The sequence below is a fragment of the Herbidospora mongoliensis genome (genome assembly GCF_001570545.1).
GTDB lineage: Bacteria > Actinomycetota > Actinomycetes > Streptosporangiales > Streptosporangiaceae > Herbidospora > Herbidospora mongoliensis.
This window is the reverse complement of the sequence record NZ_BBXD01000025.1, coordinates 154590-171664: the sequence shown is the minus strand read 5'-3', so window position 1 is coordinate 171664 and position 17075 is coordinate 154590. Positions and strand designations below refer to the sequence as shown.

At 68.4% G+C, this 17075-nt stretch carries 19 protein-coding genes and 1 tRNA gene; 13 read left to right on the top strand and 7 right to left on the bottom strand.

From position 1 onward, the window contains the following. Positions 1–641 (top strand): transposase (locus tag AW272_RS36125; protein WP_369408814.1); only part of this gene is annotated, 641 nt, incomplete at its 5' end. Between the two features lie 286 nt (positions 642–927). On the opposite strand, the gene AW272_RS36120 is transcribed toward AW272_RS36125, so the two are convergent. Beyond that, positions 928–2166, bottom strand: a complete 1239-nt coding sequence (locus AW272_RS36120) for a GTPase family protein (protein WP_169807695.1) — start codon at positions 2164–2166, stop codon at positions 928–930. Positions 2167–2694: 528 nt separating this feature from the next. Next, positions 2695–2767, bottom strand: a tRNA-Ala gene (locus AW272_RS36115). A 471-nt stretch (positions 2768–3238) separates the two neighbouring features. Here AW272_RS36115 and AW272_RS45805 point away from each other — a divergent pair. Next, on the top strand, positions 3239–3364 hold the full coding sequence (locus tag AW272_RS45805) for a hypothetical protein (RefSeq protein WP_275527340.1): 126 nt from the start codon (positions 3239–3241) through the stop codon (positions 3362–3364). A gap of 23 nt (positions 3365–3387) precedes the next feature. On the opposite strand, the gene AW272_RS36110 is transcribed toward AW272_RS45805, so the two are convergent. After that, positions 3388–3825, bottom strand: coding sequence for a rhodanese-like domain-containing protein (locus AW272_RS36110; protein WP_066374634.1), 438 nt, complete (start codon positions 3823–3825; stop codon positions 3388–3390). Between the two features lie 71 nt (positions 3826–3896). On the opposite strand from AW272_RS36110, the gene AW272_RS36105 reads away from it, so the two are divergent. Together AW272_RS36105 and AW272_RS46150 are read left to right on the top strand one after the other, a co-directional pair. Then, positions 3897–4871, top strand: coding sequence for a helix-turn-helix domain-containing protein (locus AW272_RS36105; protein ID WP_066374598.1), 975 nt, complete (start codon positions 3897–3899; stop codon positions 4869–4871). Between the two features lie 112 nt (positions 4872–4983). Continuing rightward, positions 4984–5160: a DUF6203 family protein gene (locus AW272_RS46150; RefSeq protein ID WP_369408812.1), complete on the top strand. Its 177-nt coding sequence runs from the start codon at positions 4984–4986 to the stop codon at positions 5158–5160. Here AW272_RS46150 and AW272_RS36100 read toward each other — a convergent pair. Beyond that, entirely contained in the window at positions 5114–5458 is a 345-nt protein-coding gene (locus AW272_RS36100) for an STAS domain-containing protein (RefSeq protein WP_066374597.1), read from the bottom strand. The two genes, AW272_RS46150 and AW272_RS36100, sit on opposite strands and share 47 nt — an antisense overlap. Positions 5459–5590: 132 nt before the next feature. Here AW272_RS36100 and AW272_RS36095 point away from each other — a divergent pair, with 132 nt between their 5' ends. From AW272_RS36095 to AW272_RS36070, 6 genes are read left to right on the top strand one after another with little or no spacing between them, the layout of a single operon-like run. Beyond that, positions 5591–6430 carry an STAS domain-containing protein gene (locus AW272_RS36095; protein WP_066374594.1) on the top strand — a complete coding sequence of 280 codons (840 nt, stop codon included), beginning with the start codon at positions 5591–5593 and terminating at the stop codon, positions 6428–6430. Beyond that, complete coding sequence (locus AW272_RS36090) at positions 6430–6795, top strand: STAS domain-containing protein (protein WP_066374593.1); 366 nt, start codon at positions 6430–6432, stop codon at positions 6793–6795. Before AW272_RS36095 ends, AW272_RS36090 begins: the two co-directional genes overlap by 1 nt. After that, positions 6792–7190, top strand: a complete 399-nt coding sequence (locus AW272_RS36085; RefSeq protein WP_066374592.1) for an ATP-binding protein — start codon at positions 6792–6794, stop codon at positions 7188–7190. The genes AW272_RS36090 and AW272_RS36085 overlap by 4 nt, the downstream gene beginning before the upstream one ends. Beyond that, on the top strand, positions 7178–8140 hold the full coding sequence (locus AW272_RS36080) for an ATP-binding protein (RefSeq protein ID WP_066374591.1): 963 nt from the start codon (positions 7178–7180) through the stop codon (positions 8138–8140). The genes AW272_RS36085 and AW272_RS36080 overlap by 13 nt, the downstream gene beginning before the upstream one ends. Next, positions 8137–9777, top strand: a complete 1641-nt coding sequence (locus AW272_RS36075) for an ATP-binding protein (protein ID WP_066374589.1) — start codon at positions 8137–8139, stop codon at positions 9775–9777. The genes AW272_RS36080 and AW272_RS36075 overlap by 4 nt, the downstream gene beginning before the upstream one ends. Next, entirely contained in the window at positions 9770–11311 is a 1542-nt protein-coding gene (locus AW272_RS36070; protein ID WP_066374584.1) for a fused response regulator/phosphatase, read from the top strand. The genes AW272_RS36075 and AW272_RS36070 overlap by 8 nt, the downstream gene beginning before the upstream one ends. Here AW272_RS36070 and AW272_RS36065 read toward each other — a convergent pair. After that, a complete protein-coding gene (locus tag AW272_RS36065) occupies positions 11266–12255 on the bottom strand; it encodes a GlxA family transcriptional regulator (protein ID WP_066374583.1) in 990 nt (329 codons plus the stop codon). The two genes, AW272_RS36070 and AW272_RS36065, sit on opposite strands and share 46 nt — an antisense overlap. A gap of 72 nt (positions 12256–12327) precedes the next feature. Here AW272_RS36065 and AW272_RS36060 point away from each other — a divergent pair, with 72 nt between their 5' ends. Further along, on the top strand, positions 12328–13602 hold the full coding sequence (locus AW272_RS36060; RefSeq protein WP_218011168.1) for an MFS transporter: 1275 nt from the start codon (positions 12328–12330) through the stop codon (positions 13600–13602). Then, entirely contained in the window at positions 13599–14291 is a 693-nt protein-coding gene (locus tag AW272_RS36055) for an aminoacyl-tRNA hydrolase (RefSeq protein ID WP_066374581.1), read from the top strand. Before AW272_RS36060 ends, AW272_RS36055 begins: the two co-directional genes overlap by 4 nt. Positions 14292–14296: 5 nt before the next feature. Here AW272_RS36055 and AW272_RS36050 read toward each other — a convergent pair whose 3' ends face one another. Together AW272_RS36050 and AW272_RS36045 are read right to left on the bottom strand one after the other, a co-directional pair. After that, entirely contained in the window at positions 14297–14884 is a 588-nt protein-coding gene (locus AW272_RS36050) for a hypothetical protein (protein ID WP_066374580.1), read from the bottom strand. A gap of 192 nt (positions 14885–15076) precedes the next feature. Beyond that, a complete protein-coding gene (locus tag AW272_RS36045; protein WP_066374579.1) occupies positions 15077–16069 on the bottom strand; it encodes a DUF3616 domain-containing protein in 993 nt (330 codons plus the stop codon). An 86-nt stretch (positions 16070–16155) separates the two neighbouring features. On the opposite strand from AW272_RS36045, the gene AW272_RS36040 reads away from it, so the two are divergent. Further along, positions 16156–17067 carry a hypothetical protein gene (locus AW272_RS36040; RefSeq protein WP_157519110.1) on the top strand — a complete coding sequence of 304 codons (912 nt, stop codon included), beginning with the start codon at positions 16156–16158 and terminating at the stop codon, positions 17065–17067. Positions 17068–17075: the final 8 nt, after the last annotated feature.

Here is a 17075-nt window from a genome sequence, read left to right as displayed (position 1 = left end):
GAACAGGCCATTGCCGCCTGGAAGGACGAGCAGTGGCCGATCATAAAAGGACCGCGACCCGGTTGGGGGCCTGGCTCTGCTTCGAAGACGAGGCGGCCCAGACCTTGAGATCACCCAAGGGCCGGACCTGGGGACGACGCGGGATCACCCCGGTGGTGGCGGTGACCGCCAAAGGCGGCGGCCGGATCTCCATCGCCGCGCTGGTTGCGGTCAAACCGGCTGACCCGGCCGCTGGAGCCAGGCTGATCTACCGCACCCGCCCCTATCGCGGACGCAAAGGGGAGCCGAAAGGGTTCGCAGCCGCCGACTACGCGGCCCTGTTCGACGCGGCGCATCAACAACTCGGCGCGCCACTGGTGGTGGTGTGGGACAACCTCAACACCCACCACTCAGCACGGATGCGCGAGCTGATCGCGGCCCGCCCGTGGCTGACGGTCTTCTACCTGCCCGCCTACGCGCCGGAGTTCAACCCCGTCGAAGCGGTCTGGGCCCACATGAAGAAATCCCTGGCCAACCTGGCCACCCGCAACCAGGACCAACTCCTCGCGCTGGTGAAGAGCCGGCTCAAACGCATGCAATACCGCCGCCGCATCCTCAGCGGGTTCATCGCCAAGACCGGCCTGGACCCCCACCTCTCATAACCTCAGCCATTAAGGCTCTCTAGTGGTTATGGTTCGACGTCGTGAAAGCTGTATGGGGAATCCTGATAGCTATTCTGGTGTCCCGTACGAGCGTGTACCATCACTGCCCGATCGCGCCATACCGCCGAGTCGCGTAGATACCCATGCCGTACTCGTATTGCAGGCCACCTGTGTTCGATGACCTGTGCAGCGTGCGGCCACTGCCATCCGGTGAATAACCCGATTGAGTCGGCCGGAAGAGCGCGTGACAGCAGCCCAATTCCATTCACAGAAGTCGCCGGTACTGCTATATGATCTCTTTGAGTTTCGCCTGGAGTTGTCGCTTGACGTCTCCGCCCGAGCTCTGGTTGATGAAGTAGAGGATCGCGGCCTCGCCAACAGCTTTCGTGCCAGTTGCGGCGACGAACCCGGAGACAACATTTCCAGCCGCTGGAATCAGCTTCGCCAGGGCCCTGGCTGACTCACGGAAGATCGCTCCGACGCCCACGTTCACCCCCATGGCGACCAAGAACTCACTTGCCGTCTTCCGGGATATCTCCCGACCGGAGATATAGGCGATAGCCATGACCATGCTCAGTTGGAAGCCGGTGATGATCGGAAGATCGGCTAATGGTATGGGGGTCGATCCGACTGCCCCGCAGATCCCCGCATGGACTGTCACGATTTTTCTGGCAAGCTTGGTCTGGATTTTCTGGAATTGGGCGACTCGAACATACTCCAATCGGGTCTCATTCGGGATGACATCCATGATGATCTCGGAGAGCTTGTCGATGTTCCACCGATAGTCTCTGCGGGGGTTGATCTGTTCGTCGTGAAAGAACATCTTCGCCGAAGTGGGCAGGGCCGACGAAGCGAGATGAGGTTGGACGTAGGGCCGGGATCTAAGGTGGCGGTCCAGAACAGCACACGCCTCTTGGACGTGCTTCATCTTGTCGGGATCGGAGAAATCCAGGTCGCTGGGGTCGAGTTCATCGCACTGCGTGACCACTGGGACGATCTTGACCTCGTCGACGTCGCCCATGCTCACGACCAGACGATGAATCTCATCGAGGAAACCGAGGTCCGCGTCGACGGCCGCGCCGACTTCTTTCGCTTTGGCCAGGAAGAGGATGACGTCCGGGCATTTTTTCGAGAGAGCCAACCGAATGGAATCGAAGGCCGAGTCCGCCGCGTCGGTCTCGACGGGTTTCGATGCTTCCTGCGCTCCTCGCGTATCCAAGATCTCGATCTGCCGGTTACCGAACCCCAGCGTCTCCCAGGTCGCTTCTCCGGTTTGGGGACTTACCGCGCCGACCGGCCTCATCGGCGCACCGCACAGAGCGTTGATCAGCGAGGATTTTCCCGCGCCTCGCCGACCGATCACCATGACTCTCGGCCGTCTCCGGTCACCGACAAGGCTGACCAGTTCCCTGATCTCCTTCTTGGCGGCGTTCTTCACCGGCCCCGGGAGTGCGTCCAGCATTTCATTGAGCTTTTGGGCGATCGAACCAAGCCCATCGAGGGAGTCACGCTCGTCACTGGTCACCGTTCGCTCCTGCGCTAGGCGGTCCGGTGGATTCGCCGCCAATGCTGGCATAGGGAATCGTCTACGTGACACGCCCATCTGATATCGAAGGTAACGATCCAGGGAAGCGATAGGTCCGAAATGCATTTCGGGGCATGGCTTATCTACTACTTTGCCCCAATTCAAATACTCTGTCCGTCTGTGCTTCAGGAGCCGCACGTCTTGCTCGAACCCGCTAATCGTTCAACCACGTCAGCCCCGCATCGGAGGTGTGGGGCGAAGCCCCATCAACGGTCGAGCGAAGCGAGATCTATCCGAGCGACAGCGAGGCCTCACCAGAGAGCGCGAGGGGCGGAGCCCATCGCCAGGAGCGCAGCGACCCGGAGCGAACGCGACGTCGGGCCGCAACAGCGGCCAGGGGGAGCGCGAGGGGGCGAAGCCCTCTCGCATCGGGGGGCTCGGGGGGTCGTCCCCCCGTGTACGCAAAAGGGGATGGCCCGTGGCAGTTGGTCCCGAAGGGCCAACAACCACGAGCCATCCCATTACCCGTGGAGCTATGGGGATTCGAACCCCAGACCCCCTCCATGCCATGGAGGTGCGCTACCAGCTGCGCTATAGCCCCGAAGGTGTGAGAGAAGTCTATCGGACTGAGGGGGGTGCCCGTGACGGTGAGCGCGCCTGCCGGGGGCTCCTAGTCGTCGTCAAGTCGCGACCATCTCCATCCCAAGTGTCGGCGCCCATGCTGTGACTGTGCCCGGCGGTGACCTGCCCGGCAGGCAGGAAACCGCACGGGGAGAGGGACACGATGAAGATCGCCATCTTGCCGGCGGCGACCGCCCGTCGTCGGGGAACGCGACCAGGCGGTGGCCTCCACCCAAGCCGTCGGCCGGCCTGAAGTCTCCCTGCGGGGCCGGTATGGCACTCATACTCCACCGGCCCCGCAGGGCTCCAACAGAGCCGAAGCCCACAGCAGCCTGCCCCGACAAAGGACATTCAGTGACGAACACCATCAAGCCCCACGCGACCTACCCGGCCGGCGCGAGCACCTGCGGCCGTTTCAAACCCGTCCCCACAAGACTCCGGGAATCCAGCCATGACCACCATCAGAACCCGCCTGGCGCTGGCCGCGACCATCTTCCGCGCCCGCCCCACCGACGACGTCCACCCGCGTCAAGATCGCCCCTACGTGCCGCACTGGACTCTCGGCAACCTCCGCTGAGCGACGGCCCACGCATGAAATGATCACAAGGCCTGTGGGGCCGTCAGCACGTCCACCCCCCGGCGCTCGACCGTCCCGTCGACAAGCTCGATCTCGAAACCCTCGCGGGCCCAGTACTCGAACCCGCCGATCATCTCCTTCACTCGATACCCGAGCCGCGCGAACGCCGCTCCGCCCTGATAGGCCCCGTTACATCCGGGGCCCCAGCAGTAGACGACGACGGTCTGATCGAGCGGCAGCGTGGTGGTGGGGATCTCACTGACAGGGATGTGTACGGCACCAGGAACATGCCCCTGGTCCCAGCTGTCCCGGTTCCGCACATCGACGACGACGATGCCGGGAACGCCGTCGGCGAGGTCGCGGGCGACGTCGGACACGTCGGTCTCGACGGCCAGCCGGGCGGTGAAGTGGGCGAATGCGACGGCGGGGGAGGCGGCGGGGGTACGCAGAATCGCTGACATGCCCCAAGGGTGACCCAGGTCCGCCATCCGGCAGCAGTGGCGGAAACGCCCTCTTCCGCTAAGATTCCGCCATGCCCCATCGCGTCGCCGTCCTGGCTTTCGACGGCATGGCCCCGTTCGAACTCGGCTGCGTCGTCGAGATCTTCCGCGTCGCGAGACCCGACGGCGTCGAGTGGTACGACCTCACCGTCTGTGCCGAGATCCCCGGCCCGCTCGACGTGGTCGGTGGTTTCACGATGACCCCGTCCCACGGCCTGGACGCCTTCGAGAAGGCCGACACGATCGTCATCCCCGGCGTCCGCGACGTCCGCCGGCCCATCGCCCCGGCGCTCGCGGCGGCCATCGCAGGCGCCCACCGGAACGGAGCGCGGATCGTCTCGATCTGCTCCGGCGCCTTCGCCCTGGCCGCCGCCGGGCTTCTCGACGGCCGGACCGCCACCACCCATTGGCGGTACGCCCCTCTGCTCGCAGCCCGCTTCCCGGCGGTGACCGTCACGCCTGGCGTCCTCTACGTCGACCACGGCGACGTCCTGACCAGCGCCGGCAGTGCGGCAGGGCTCGATCTGCTCCTGCACCTGGTCAGAACCGACCGCGGCCCCACGATCGCCAACGCCGTCGCGCGCCGGCTCGTCATCGCTCCCCACCGCGAGGGCGGTCAGGCCCAGTTCATCGAAACCCCGGTCACCCCGACCGAGGAGGACGCCGTCGGCCAGGCCATGGAGTGGGCCCTGACGAGACTGGCCACGCCGATCACCGTCCGCGAGATGGCCCGCCAGGCCGCCATGTCGGAGCGCTCGTTCCTGCGCCACTTCGCCCGCAAATCCGGAACCAGCCCGCTCAAATGGGTCATCGCCCAGCGCGTCGCCGCCAGCCTCCCCCTCCTGGAGGGCACCACGGCCCCGGTCGAGGAGATCGCGACCGTCTGCGGCTTCGACAGCCCGGTGACCTTCCGCCACCACTTCACCCGGGCGATGAAGACCTCGCCTTCGGCGTACCGAAGGGCATTCCACGTGGGAACCGACTCGCTCGCCGTCGGAATCCGGTGAAGATCTACCGTCGGCCGCAACCCTCGGGTGGGCGGGCGATCCGGTCGACTGTCGGGTGACGAAACCCTTCTCCCTGGCCTACCTGCGAATATTCAGGGCAGGGACAATCCGCATGAAGCGAATAATGCAGGTGTTCGTCACCCGGTGGCTGTCGAAAACCCCGTGGGGCATGGCCCTGCTGGGAGCGGGCTGGTTCATCAACAGGCGGCGGCGTAAGGCCCGTGAAGAGCAGGACGCGAAGCTCAGGCCGGCCCGCCGGCGACAGCCTCAGCGGGCGAGTCGTAGATAGGAATGTGATCCGCCAGGCCCACGAGCTCCATCACCTTGCGCGGAGACGGGCGGGGGCCGCTCAGGGCGATGCTGCCGCCTTCGGTCTGCGTATGGTGAAGGGCGTCGAGGAGCACCCGGATGCCCGCGCTGTCCATGAAGGTCATCTCGGCCAGGTCGAATACCAGGTGGGCCGAGATCTCCCGGGCCCGGATGACCGCCTCGTGCAACTGCGCGGTGGTGGTGGCGTCGACGTCTCCGGCCACGGTGATCACGGCGTAGGCCTCGGACGGGGCCACGTGAACCCGGAGGTTGTCCATGATCTCCCTCTGTTCGTAACGGCATAACACCTACCACAGGAGAGCCTCTATCCAGAAACATGTCGCGGTCCCGGGGACTTCTCTAGGGTGGGGGTCGCGAATACTGCGAATCCGGTACGACTTGGAGGGCGAATGACCTCGGAATCCTTCGGTGACCTGATTGAGCGTTGCCGGGCGGCGGAGGACGAACTCGTACGCCAGTGGCGGACGGACGTGGCCGCGTCGTTGCGTGGACGGGTCTCGGAGATCGAGCTCGACAAGGAACTGCGTGACCTTCTCGACGCCGTGTTGTCGGCCGTTGGCTCCCCTCAGGGGAGTGACACGCGGTCGCCCGCCTTCGGTGAGGTTCGGGCGTTGCTGGTCGAGCTGTCCCGGTCACGGGCCCTGCAGGGGTTCAGCCCGCGTGAGACGGCGATCGGCGTCTTCGCCCTGAAGCGTGCCGTGCGGGAGTCCGTGGGGGCGGGGCCCGAGTTCCAGGCGTTCTCCGACGTGATCGACGAGTTGGGTCTGTTCACCTTTGAGACCTACGCGAAGGCGCGCGAAGAGGTGATCTCCAACCAGGCCGAGCAGCTGCTCGAACTGGCCACCCCGGTGGTCAAGCTCTGGCACGGCGTCGTGGCGCTGCCGCTGGTCGGCACGCTCGACTCGGCCCGTGCCCAGGTGGTCATGGAGAAGCTGCTGCAGACGCTGGTCGACACCGGCAGCGAATACGCGATCATCGACATCACCGGTGTCCCGGCGGTCGACACGCAGGTCGCGCAGCATCTGCTGAAGACGATCGTGGCGGCCCGGCTGATGGGCGCCCAGTGCATCATCTCCGGCATCCGGCCGCAGATCGCGCAGACGATCGTCGCCCTCGGCATCGAGTTCGGCGACATCCCCACCAAGGCCACGCTGGCCGACGCGCTGATGCTGGCCCTGGGCCGCAGCGGGGTCGACGTCGCCGCCGAGATGACCAAGCGCGGGCTGTGATGGAGCGTCTTCCGATCCTGAAGATCGGCCCGATGCTGCTGGTCTCGATCCAGGTGGACCTTCGTGACGACATGGTCATCGCGCTCCAGGAGGACCTGGCCGAACGGATCGTCGACACCGGCGCGCGCGGTGTGGTGATCGACATCACCGCGCTCGACATCGTCGACTCGTTCACCGGCCGGATGCTGGCCACGGTCGCGGCGCTGTCGCGGGTGCTCGACGCCGAGACGGTGGTCGTGGGCATGCGCCCGGCGGTCGCGATCACCCTGGTGGAGCTCGGGCTGTCGCTCGACGGGATCAAGACGGCGCTCGACGTGGAGCGCGGAATGCGGCTGCTGAGTTCGGGCGGCGGCTCCGGGCGATGACCGCCCAAGAGCTTCCCATCGCCGGTGACGCCGACGTCGTGCGGGTCCGCCAGGCGGTCCGGGCGGCTGCCGTGGCGGCGAAACTTTCATTGGTCGACCAGACCAAACTGGTCACCGCGGCCAGCGAGCTGGCCCGTAACACCCTCACCTACGGCGGGGGCGGAAGCGCTGTCATCGAAGAGGTGTTCAACGGGCTGCGCAAGGGCGTGAAGGCGGTCTTCAGCGACAAGGGGCCGGGGATCGCCGACCTCAAGCTCGCGTTGACCGACGGCTACACGAGCGGGTCGGGCATGGGCCTCGGGCTGAGCGGGTCCCGGCGGCTGGTCGACGAGTTCACGATCGAAACGGCGACGGGCGACGGCACCACCGTGACGGTGATCAAATGGGCCCGCTGACCGACGTCTGGATCGACGTCACCGAGGAGAGCGCGGTCGGCGCGGTCCGCCGCGCGGTCGTCGACCGGGCCAGGGCGGCCGGACTGCCGGAGCCGCGGATCGCCGAGGCCGCCATCGTCGCGTCCGAGCTGGCCGCCAACGTGCAGCGTCATGCGGGCAGCGGGCGGATCTTCGTCCGCCGGGGCATCGGGTACGTCGAGATCGTGGCCATCGACTCCGGTCCCGGCTTCGAGCCGCCGCCGGTGGAAGGGCTGTCGACCAGGGGCGGCCTGGGCATCGGGCTGGGGGCCATCACCCGCCTCTCCGACTGGTCCGACGTCCACTCGCGGCCGGATTCCGGCACGGTCTTCGCGGTACGAATAGGGGAGCCCGACCCCCTCGACATCGCGGGTCTCACCCGGCCGATGCCGGGTGAGGACCAGTGCGGCGACGGGTTCGCATCCCGTACCGACGAAGGAAAGATCACCCTGATGGTCTGCGACGGGCTCGGGCACGGGCCGCTGGCCGCCTCGGCGGCGCAGGCGGCGATCCGGGCCTTCGAAGACGCTCCCGCCGGGCCGCCCGCGCAGCTCGTGAAGTACATCCACGGCGACGTCTCGCACACCCGGGGCCTGGCCCTGGCCATCGCCCAGGCCGGTGACGGCACCCTCACCTTCGCCGGGCTGGGGAACATCGCGGCCACGGTCGTCGACCGGGGCGACCACCGGGGGCTGATCTCCCTGCCGGGCATCGCCGGGCACCGCGCGGCGGCCATCAGGCAGTACGACTACCCCCTCGCGCCCGGGTCGCTGATCGTCATGCACACCGACGGCCTGCGGCAGCGCTGGACCTTCGGCGACTACCCGGGCCTCTACACCCGCCGGTCCCTGGTGATCGCCGGAACCCTCCTGCGTGATCTCGGGGTCCGCCGTGACGACGCCGGGGTGCTCGTCGCCAGGATGCCGTCATGACCTCGAGTGAGCTGCTGTCGATGGAGGTCCGGGGCGAGGGCGACGTGTTCACGCTGCGGCAGCGCGCCCGCGTGGTGGCCGACGCGGCCGGGTTGGTGCAGCAGGACCAGGTGCGCCTGGCGACCGCGCTCAGCGAGGTCGGCCGGGAGGTGCTCAACCAGGCCGGAGGGGCGAGAATAGCCTTCTCCATCGATGGTTCGCTGCGGGTCCGGGTCCGCGGCTACGGGCCGCTCAGCCCTGACGCGCCCGGTTTCGCGGCGGCGGGCCGGCTGGTCGACGAGGTCACGCGCGAGGGGGAGGACGTCATCCTGAGCAAGGGGTTGCCCCCCGGCCGTTACACCGGTGAGTGGCTCCGCGACCTGCGCGGCCACCTTGCCGGGCTGGCCAAGACGAGCCCGCTCGACGAACTGCGCGCCCAGAACCAGGATCTGATGGCCGCCCTGGAAGACGTCCAGGCCCAGCGCGACGAGCTGGAGGAGACCAACCGGGGCGTGATGGCCCTCTACACCCAGCTCTCGGAGGAGCTCGAACACACCAACCAGGGTGTCGTCGCCCTCTACGCCGAGCTGGACGACAAGTCGGCCCGGTTGCGCGAGGCCAGCGAGGCCAAGACCCGGTTCCTGGCCAACGTCAGCCACGAGCTGCGCGCCCCGGCCAGCTCGATCCTGGGCCTGGCCCGCATGATGCTGGACCTCGGCGGGCCGCTCGACGCCGACAGGCGCCACCAGGCCGAGCTGATCCGCGAGTCGGGCCGCGACCTGCTCAACCTCGTCAACGAGCTGCTCGACCTGGCCAAGGCCGAATCGGGACGGCTCGAACCCGAGGTCGTCGACGTCTCGCTGCGCGGCCTGCTGCGCCGGACCGAGGAGACGCTGCGGCCGATGGCCCGCGAGGGCGTCGCGCTCGTCGTCGACGACCCCGACGGCGTGGAGATCCTGCAGACCGACGAGCGGATGCTCACCCACGTGCTGCGCAACCTGCTCACCAACGGCCTGAAGTTCACCGAGAGCGGCGAGGTCAGGATCGGTGCCCACGCCGACGGCGACCACGTGCTGCTGCGGGTGGCCGACACCGGCATCGGCATCCCCGCCGACGAGATCGAGCGCATCTTCGAAGAGTTCCACCAGGTCAGGGGTCCTATACAGGCGTCTGTGACGGGCACGGGGCTGGGCCTGCCCTACGCCCGGAGCCTGGTCGCCATCCTCGGCGGCGAGATGTCGGTGCGCAGCGTGGTGGGGGAGGGCACGGTCTTCGAGGTACGCCTCCCGCGCCTCGACCGCATCCATCTGGGACGGGTGGTCATCGCCGACGACGATCCCGCGTTCCGGACCATGATCCGCGGCCTCCTGCACGGTGTCGCCGAGGAGATCGAGGAGGCCGCCGACGGCTACGCCGCCCTCGCGGCCGTCCGGCGGGAGCGCCCCGACCTGCTGCTGCTCGACCTGCGCATGCCCGGCATGACCGGCGAGGAGGTCATCCGGGCGCTGCGCGCCGACCCGGAGATCGCCGCCACGCCCCTCATCGTGGTCACCTCGGCCGACACGGCCGGGATCGACGGGATGGCGTTGGACAAGTCACGCCTGACCCGGGGGGAACTGCTCCGCGCGGTCGGCGAGATCGGAAAACGTGATGCCTGAACGGATCCTCGTCGTCGACGACATCAGAGCCAACCGCTATGTCATCTCCAGCTGGCTCCAGCACTCGGGCTACACGGTCGTCGAGGCCGCCACCGGCGCCGAGGCGCTCATCCGGGTCAAGGAGGAGCTGCCCGACCTGGTGCTGCTCGACGTGCGCATGCCCGACATGGACGGCTTCGAGGTCTGCGAGCGGATCAAGGCCGACCCGGTCAGCGCGGCCGTGCCGGTGATCCATCTGACCGCCTCGGCGGTCGGGGTGGGCGACCGGACGCAGGGCCTCGAACGGGGCGCCGACGCCTATCTGATCGAACCGGTCGAGCCCGAGGTGCTGCTGGCGACGGTCAACGCGACCCTGCGGTACGCGCGGGCCCGGCGCCGGGCCGAACGGCTCGCCGGGCGGCTGGCCGGGCTGTCGGACACCACGCTGGCGATCAACATGGCGAGTGACCTCGACGGGCTGCTGCGCGCGGCGGCCGACGGGGCGTCCCGGATGTTCGGCGGTCCCGCGACCGTGTTCGCGCCGACCGAGTCGGGGAGTCGTTACGTCACCTGTGATCGCGAGAAGGTGGTCGCGGGGGACGTACCGCTGATGGATCCCGGCGGGGTGCCGCGCGGGCCGACGATCCGCACCACCGCCGGGGCCGAATGGGCCCGGGTGCTGGCGCCGTCGGTCACCGGCAAAGAGGTGACGGTCGGGCTGGCCCGGGTGCAGGGGCGGCCCCCGGTCGGGGTGCTGGTGGAGGCGGCGCTGTCCCACGGCGACGACGACGCCAACGTGCTGCGGCAGTTGTCGATGGGGGTGGCGCTGGCGGTCGAGGCGCTTCAGTCGATCGACGAGGAGCGGCGGATCGCGCTGACTCTCCAGCGGGCCCTGCTGCCCCGGTCTCTGCCGACCGTGGAGGGCGTCGAGCTGGCCGCCCGCTATGTTCCGGCCAGCGCGAAGGCCGAGATCGGCGGCGACTTCTACGAGGTCATCGAGCTCGGCGACAAGCTCCTGGTGGCGATCGGCGACGTGATGGGCCATTCGCTGCACGCCGCGACCGTGATGGCCGAGATCCGGCACGCCGTGCGCGCCTACGCCAGCGAGGGGCATCCGCTGGATGAGATCCTGCGGCAGGTCAACATCCTGATGCTGCGCTTCCTGCCGCGCGAGCTGGCCACGGTGGCGCTGCTGCTGCTCACCCCGCCGACCGGCGAGATCGTGATGTGCAACGCGGGGCACCTGCCGCCGCTGCTGGTCTCGGGCGGACGTACCGAATATCTGAGCATGCCCGGACCGCTGCTCGGGGCCCGCCTGCACCGGCCCGGTGAGGCGCGGTTCACGCTGCGCCGGGGTGACGCGCTGGTGCTGGTCACCGACGGGCTGGTGGAGCGGCGCGACCTGACCCTGCAAGAGGGCATGGCCCGGCTCCAGGAGCTGTCGGCCGTCGTCGACGACGACCTGGAGGCCTACTGCGATCGGGTGATCGGCGCGATGATGCGCTCCGATCACGAAGACGACGTCGCGCTCGTGGTCCTGCGCAGGGCGGCCTGAGGCCGGAAGGTCTGCCGGTAGGCGATGGGGGAGACGCCGACCGCCGCGTGCAGGTGCTGGCGCAGCGACACCGCCGTGCCGAACCCGGCCTGCCTGGCCACCTCGTCGACCGGCAGCCCGGTCTGCTCCAGCAGCTGGCGGGCGTGCTCGACGCGCTGCCGGTTCAGCCAGCGGGCCGGGGAGAGGCCGGTCTCCTCGCGGAAGCGCCGGGTGAAGGTCCGCACGCTCATCCGGGCGTGCGCGGCCAGCGCGTTGAGGTCGAGCGGTTCGTCGAGGCGGGACAGCATCCAGGCGCGGGTCGACTCGGTGGACGCGCCCTGGGCGGGCGGCAGCGGGCGTTCGATGAACTGGGCCTGGCCGCCCTCCCGGAACGGCGCGGTCACGCAGCGGCGGGCCACCCGGTTGGCGACCTCGGTGCCGAAGTCCGACCGGATGATGTGCAGGGCCAGGTCGGTGCCGGCCGCGACGCCCGCCGAGGTGAGGATGTCGCCGTCGTCGACGAACAGCACGTCGGGGTTGAGCAGCACGTTCGGATAGAGCCGCCGGAACTTGGCGGCGTAGCGCCAGTGGGTGGCGGCCGGGCGGCCGTCGAGCAGCCCGGCGGCGGCCAGCACGAAGGCGCCGGTGCAGATCGACACGATCCTGCCTTTGAAGGTGTTCAAGGCTTCGGTGACTTCATGATCAAGAACCCCTTCGAACGGCGGCCCGCCGTGCACGCCCGGGATGATCACCGTGTCAGCCCACTCCAGCAGGGACAGGTCGTGGTCGGGCATGATCGCGTATCCGGCCGGCCCGCGGACCGGCTCGCCGTCGGGGGTGCAGGTCCGCACTTCATAGAGCTTGCGCCGGTCGGGGCCTTCCGCGGTGTGGAAGAACTGGCCGGGGATGCCGACATCCATGGTCGCGAAGTCGTCGAACACCAGCATGGCCATACGGTGAGGCATGGCCGGATTCTTTCACATATTGGCTTATGGGCCACTGGCGGGGTATCCGGCCTGGTCGACAGGATGTCCGGCATGACCATAACTCGGGGGGTGACCCGGCCCGCGCGTGTGCACCGGGCCTGGATCGTGGGCGGCATCGCCCTGATCGCCATCATCGGCGCGGCCGGGTTCCGGGCCACACCCGGGGTCCTGATCACACCGCTGCAGGAGGAGTTCGGCTGGTCGCGGGGCACGATCGGCTTCGCCGTCTCGGTCAACCTCATGTTGTACGGCCTGACCGCGCCCTTCGCCGCCGCCCTGATGGACCGGTTCGGCATGCGCAGGGTCGTCACCATCGCCCTCGCGCTGGTCGCGGTCGGCAGCGGCGTGACGGTGTTCATGGAGGCCAGCTGGCAGCTCGTCCTGTGCTGGGGCGTGCTCGTCGGGCTGGGCACCGGGTCGATGGCGCTGGTCTTCGCGGCGACGCTGACTCAGCGGTGGTTCGTGCGCAGCCGGGGCCTGGTGACCGGCATCCTGACCGCCGGAGGCGCGACCGGGCAGCTCATCTTCCTGCCGGTCCTCGCGCTCCTCGTCCAGTCGACCGGCTGGCGGGCCGCCTCGCTGGTGGTGGCGGCCTGCGCGCTGGCGGTGGTGCCGCTGGTCTGGTTCCTGATCCGCGACCATCCGGCCGACGTCGGTCTTCTCCCGTACGGCGCCACCGAGCCCCTGCCACCCGCCGCCCCCGCCACGGTCGGACCGGCCACGCGCGCGATCCGGGCACTGCGGGACGCCGCCAGGACCAAGTCGTTCTGGTACCTGGCCGGCGGGTTCGCCATCTGCGGCGCGTCCACCAACGGCCTGGTCGGCACCCACTTCATCCCGGCCGCCCACGACCACGGCATGGCCGAACCGGTCGCGGCCGGGTTGCTGGCCATCATCGGGATCTTCGACATCGCCGGGACGATCTTCTCCGGCTGGCTGAGCGACCGCGTCGACGCGCGGGTGCTGCTGGGCGTCTATTACGCCCTGCGGGGCGCGTCGCTGCTGATCCTGCCGCAGCTGTTCAGCGACTCCGCGCACCCCAGCATGATCGTGTTCATCGTCTTCTACGGCCTCGACTGGGTGGCCACGGTCCCGCCGACGGTCGCGCTCTGCCGCAAGATCTACGGCGACGACGGCCCGATCGTGTTCGGCTGGGTCTTCGCCTCCCACCAGATCGGCGCGGCCTTCGCGGCGACCCTGGCCGGGGTGACCCGTGACCACCTCGGCACCTACGACCTCGCCTGGTACGTTTCGGGCGGTCTTTGCGCGCTTGCCGCCATCATGTCGATACGGATCGCGCGTGGGGCTGGCAGTATTGGCCGGTGAGCCAATACGTGCTGCCGATGGTGGTCCGGATCGAGCGGGCGACCCCGCCTCGGCGTACCGACGCGCTGGAGGCGGCCGCCCTGGCGGTCCTGCGCATGGTCAACGACCCCCGGTCGGGCGGCGAGGGCGAATGGGCCGAGGCCGTCCGTGGCTGGGAACAGCACGGCGTCCGGAAGGTGGTCCGGCGGGCGCGCGGGTCGGAGTGGATCCGGGTGCTGGGGCTGCCCGGTGAGACGGTGTCCGCCGGAACCGCTCTCGTCCGCGTCCACCCGCCCATCCCGCTCGACGGCTGGCCCAAGGACCTGTCGAAACTCCAGGTGTCCGGCACCGACCTCGAGGATCCCGAGCCGCCGGGGAGCCCGGGAGCGCCGTGCGTGCTGTGGGTCAACCCCCACCTGGAGATGAGCGCGGGCAAGGCGATGGCCCAGGCCGGGCACGCGGCCCAGCTGGCGTGGTGGGCGACCTCCCCGCGCGACCGGGCGGCGTGGATGGAGACCGGCCTCGCGACGTCGGTCCGGACCGCGAGCCCACACGACTGGGCCAAACTGGCCGCAGCCGACCTGCCGTCGGTCCGCGACGCCGGATTCACCGAGATCGAGCCCGGCTCGGTGACGGTGATCGCCACCGCGCCCTGGCTGGCCGAGGGCAGCTACCGCCCGGCGGGCCGGGGACCGCTGCGCAATTCCTGAGCCTGTCAGGCGAACAGATCGGGATCCGGTGGCATGACGACCTTGCCGTACGCCAGCTTGTTGAACATGACGAACCACCAGTCGGGGTTGATGGTCTCCAGCCCCAATGGGGGCGATCCGACCATTTCGAGCCGGATGATGCGTCCGTCGCAGTCGGACATGCGGATGTTCTCGAACCAGAGATCATGCCATTGGGCCTGGCCCTGAAGGGCGAACCGCCGGTTCGTCAGATAGATGGTTCCCTGGTCGACCGGTCGCCATTGGGGGGCGGCCTCGCGAGCCGCGCGCGACTTGCGTACCTGATTGCCGACGACGTTGCTGGTGAATTTGGCCGCACTGAAAATCGCGCCGAGCGCGAATCCACCGGGCGAAGAGCCGATCACATAGCCGCCGGACTTTTTCAGATACTCGGCTTCGGCGTCCGTGTAGTACAGAAGGAGAGCGGCGGAATGGCCGACGCAGAACTCATCGCGCTGCAGCGCCATTTGCACGTCGACCGCCTGCGGCTCCACGCCGCGGGTGAACGCGGCGGCGAGTTCGCGGCCGAGAATGCGTGATTGACGGATACGGTTTGCGGCGTCCGGATACCCCACTTCAAACCCCCTTACACCAACATCCGAAATTCAGGCTAGTCAGATAATTGGAACGAGACAAGAGGTGTAAGGATTTATCCGGAAGATAATATATCGCCGACAAATATCACTAATAAGGCCCGAACATTTCTCAATCGGTAATCATTGCGACAATGCGGACCTTTGTTGCATATCGACAGGCGTTCGCCGACGTCAACCGGAAAGCGTCAGGACGTCCGCCCAGACCCCCTCCGGGGTCAGCCGCTGAGGTGACGGGCTGTCGTGGACGATCATCAACTGGCCGTTGCTGAGCAGCGTCAGGCCTTCCGGACGGTCGTCTCTGACGCCCGTGTGCAGGTCGGCGACGTGGACGGGCTGGTCGCTGAAGTCGTTGCCCGGGGTCCAGCGGACGATCTTCACCGGGCCGTCGTGGGTCATGGTCGGGCCGGCCAGGATGAGGATCTCGTCGCCGATCGGGCACAGGTCGCGGATGCCCAGGCCGTCGAGGTCGACGAAGTGGGTGCGGTAGCGGGCGTCGCCGACCGGGGCGAAGCGCAGGCGGTCGTCGGCGTGGGGGTCGGGTTCCGGGTGGATCTCCAGGATGACCGCCCAGCCGCGCAGCACCGGGCCGCGCAGGCCGACGAAGACGCGCTCGCCGATGACCGCTATGCCCTCGATGTCGAAGCCGTTGTCCTTGCCGGGCAGGCGCAGGAACGGGGCCAGGTGGGGGTCGTGTTCCAGCATGTCGGACAGGTTGCGCCCGGGGCCGCTCAGGATCGCGGCCTGGCGGCGGCCGTCCTTTCTGACGGGGGTGGGCAGGCCGTCGCGGTCGACGAGAGGAAGTCGTACGAGAACGAAGCGGTTCTCCTCTCTGACCACGGTGGCCAGGCGCTTCCTGGCCTTGTCGCCGTGCTGGCCGGGCTTGACGCGTTTGCGTTTCAGGCTGTGGGAGCCGACCGCCCAGAGCCAGCCGTCCGCGCGGGCCAGCCCCTCGATGTCGGCCTCCTCGTCGGGGCCCGCCGGGAGGTCCACGAAATCGGCCAGCCGAAAGGTGTGATGATCTTGGAAGGCGCCGTCACGCCATGTGAGGCGTTCGACCCCCGCCCACTCGTCTCCGGCCACCCAGAGGCACCGGCCGTCTTGGCGGACAGCGGAAAGATCGTGATGTATCGCCGATCCCGGGGCGAAACGGAGCTCTACCTGCACCCCGTCATTATGGGGCGCAAACCTCGTTCCCGAAGTGTGATGGCTACCGCACCCGAATTGCCGTGTTTTGCCGTACGCTCACCGACGTGTCAGGGGACTATGGGACGAAGGCGGTTCCTTCGTACGTCGCGGCGGAAGCGGAGACCAGCCCGTTACCGAAGATCACGGTCCAGGATCCTCCGCAGCCTTCATCCACCAAAGGTCTGAGCGACCTGCCGATGCGGCTCGTCTACCGGACCGCCGCAGTCGTCACCGTGATCGCGGCCGTAGGTGTGGTGACCGCCGCCGTCGTGCTCACCCGCAACGACGGAGAGGCAGCGGCCGCCGCGCCCGCCCCCAAGACCGACCCGGTGACCACGCTGTCCTCGCCCACTCCGGCTGCGACGAGCGCCGCGCCGTCTCCCTCGCCGTCTCCCTCGGTCAGCGCCGTCTCGACCGCGATGACCGACGCGCTGGACGACCCCCGGATCCCCGAGCTCCCCGACGGGCAGGAGAAGCTGCGGAAGTTCGCCGGCAAGAGCGCGAAGACGCGCGGCTCGGTCAAAGACGAGCGGTCGGGTGTGTCCTTCCCTCGCTTCGCCGGTGACTGGGACCTGGCCTCGGCCTCGCCGTTCGCGTCCCGCCAGGAGTTGCCCAAGGTCAAGGGCTCGGCCTACCGGGGCATGCTGGTCTCCTGCCCGGTGCCGATCGAGGTCCAGGAAGATCTGAAGGACACGGCCTTCCTGGCCGCCCGGTGGACGCTCAACCACCACCCGGCCGGCGCCACGATCAAATGGACGTCCGCCGACTACACCACGATCGACGACCGTCCGGCCTGGGTGCTCGGCTACGAGGTCAACTACACGATCAAGGGCGACAAGCGGAAGTCGACGGCCGCGATGGCGCTGGTGGACGTCCCGGACAGCAAGCCCGCGCTGGTGCTCATCACCGTGCCGGACACCCAGAAGAAGAGCTATCGCGACATCAATACCGTAATGGGCGAGATCAAGGTGCTTTAGACCTAGTC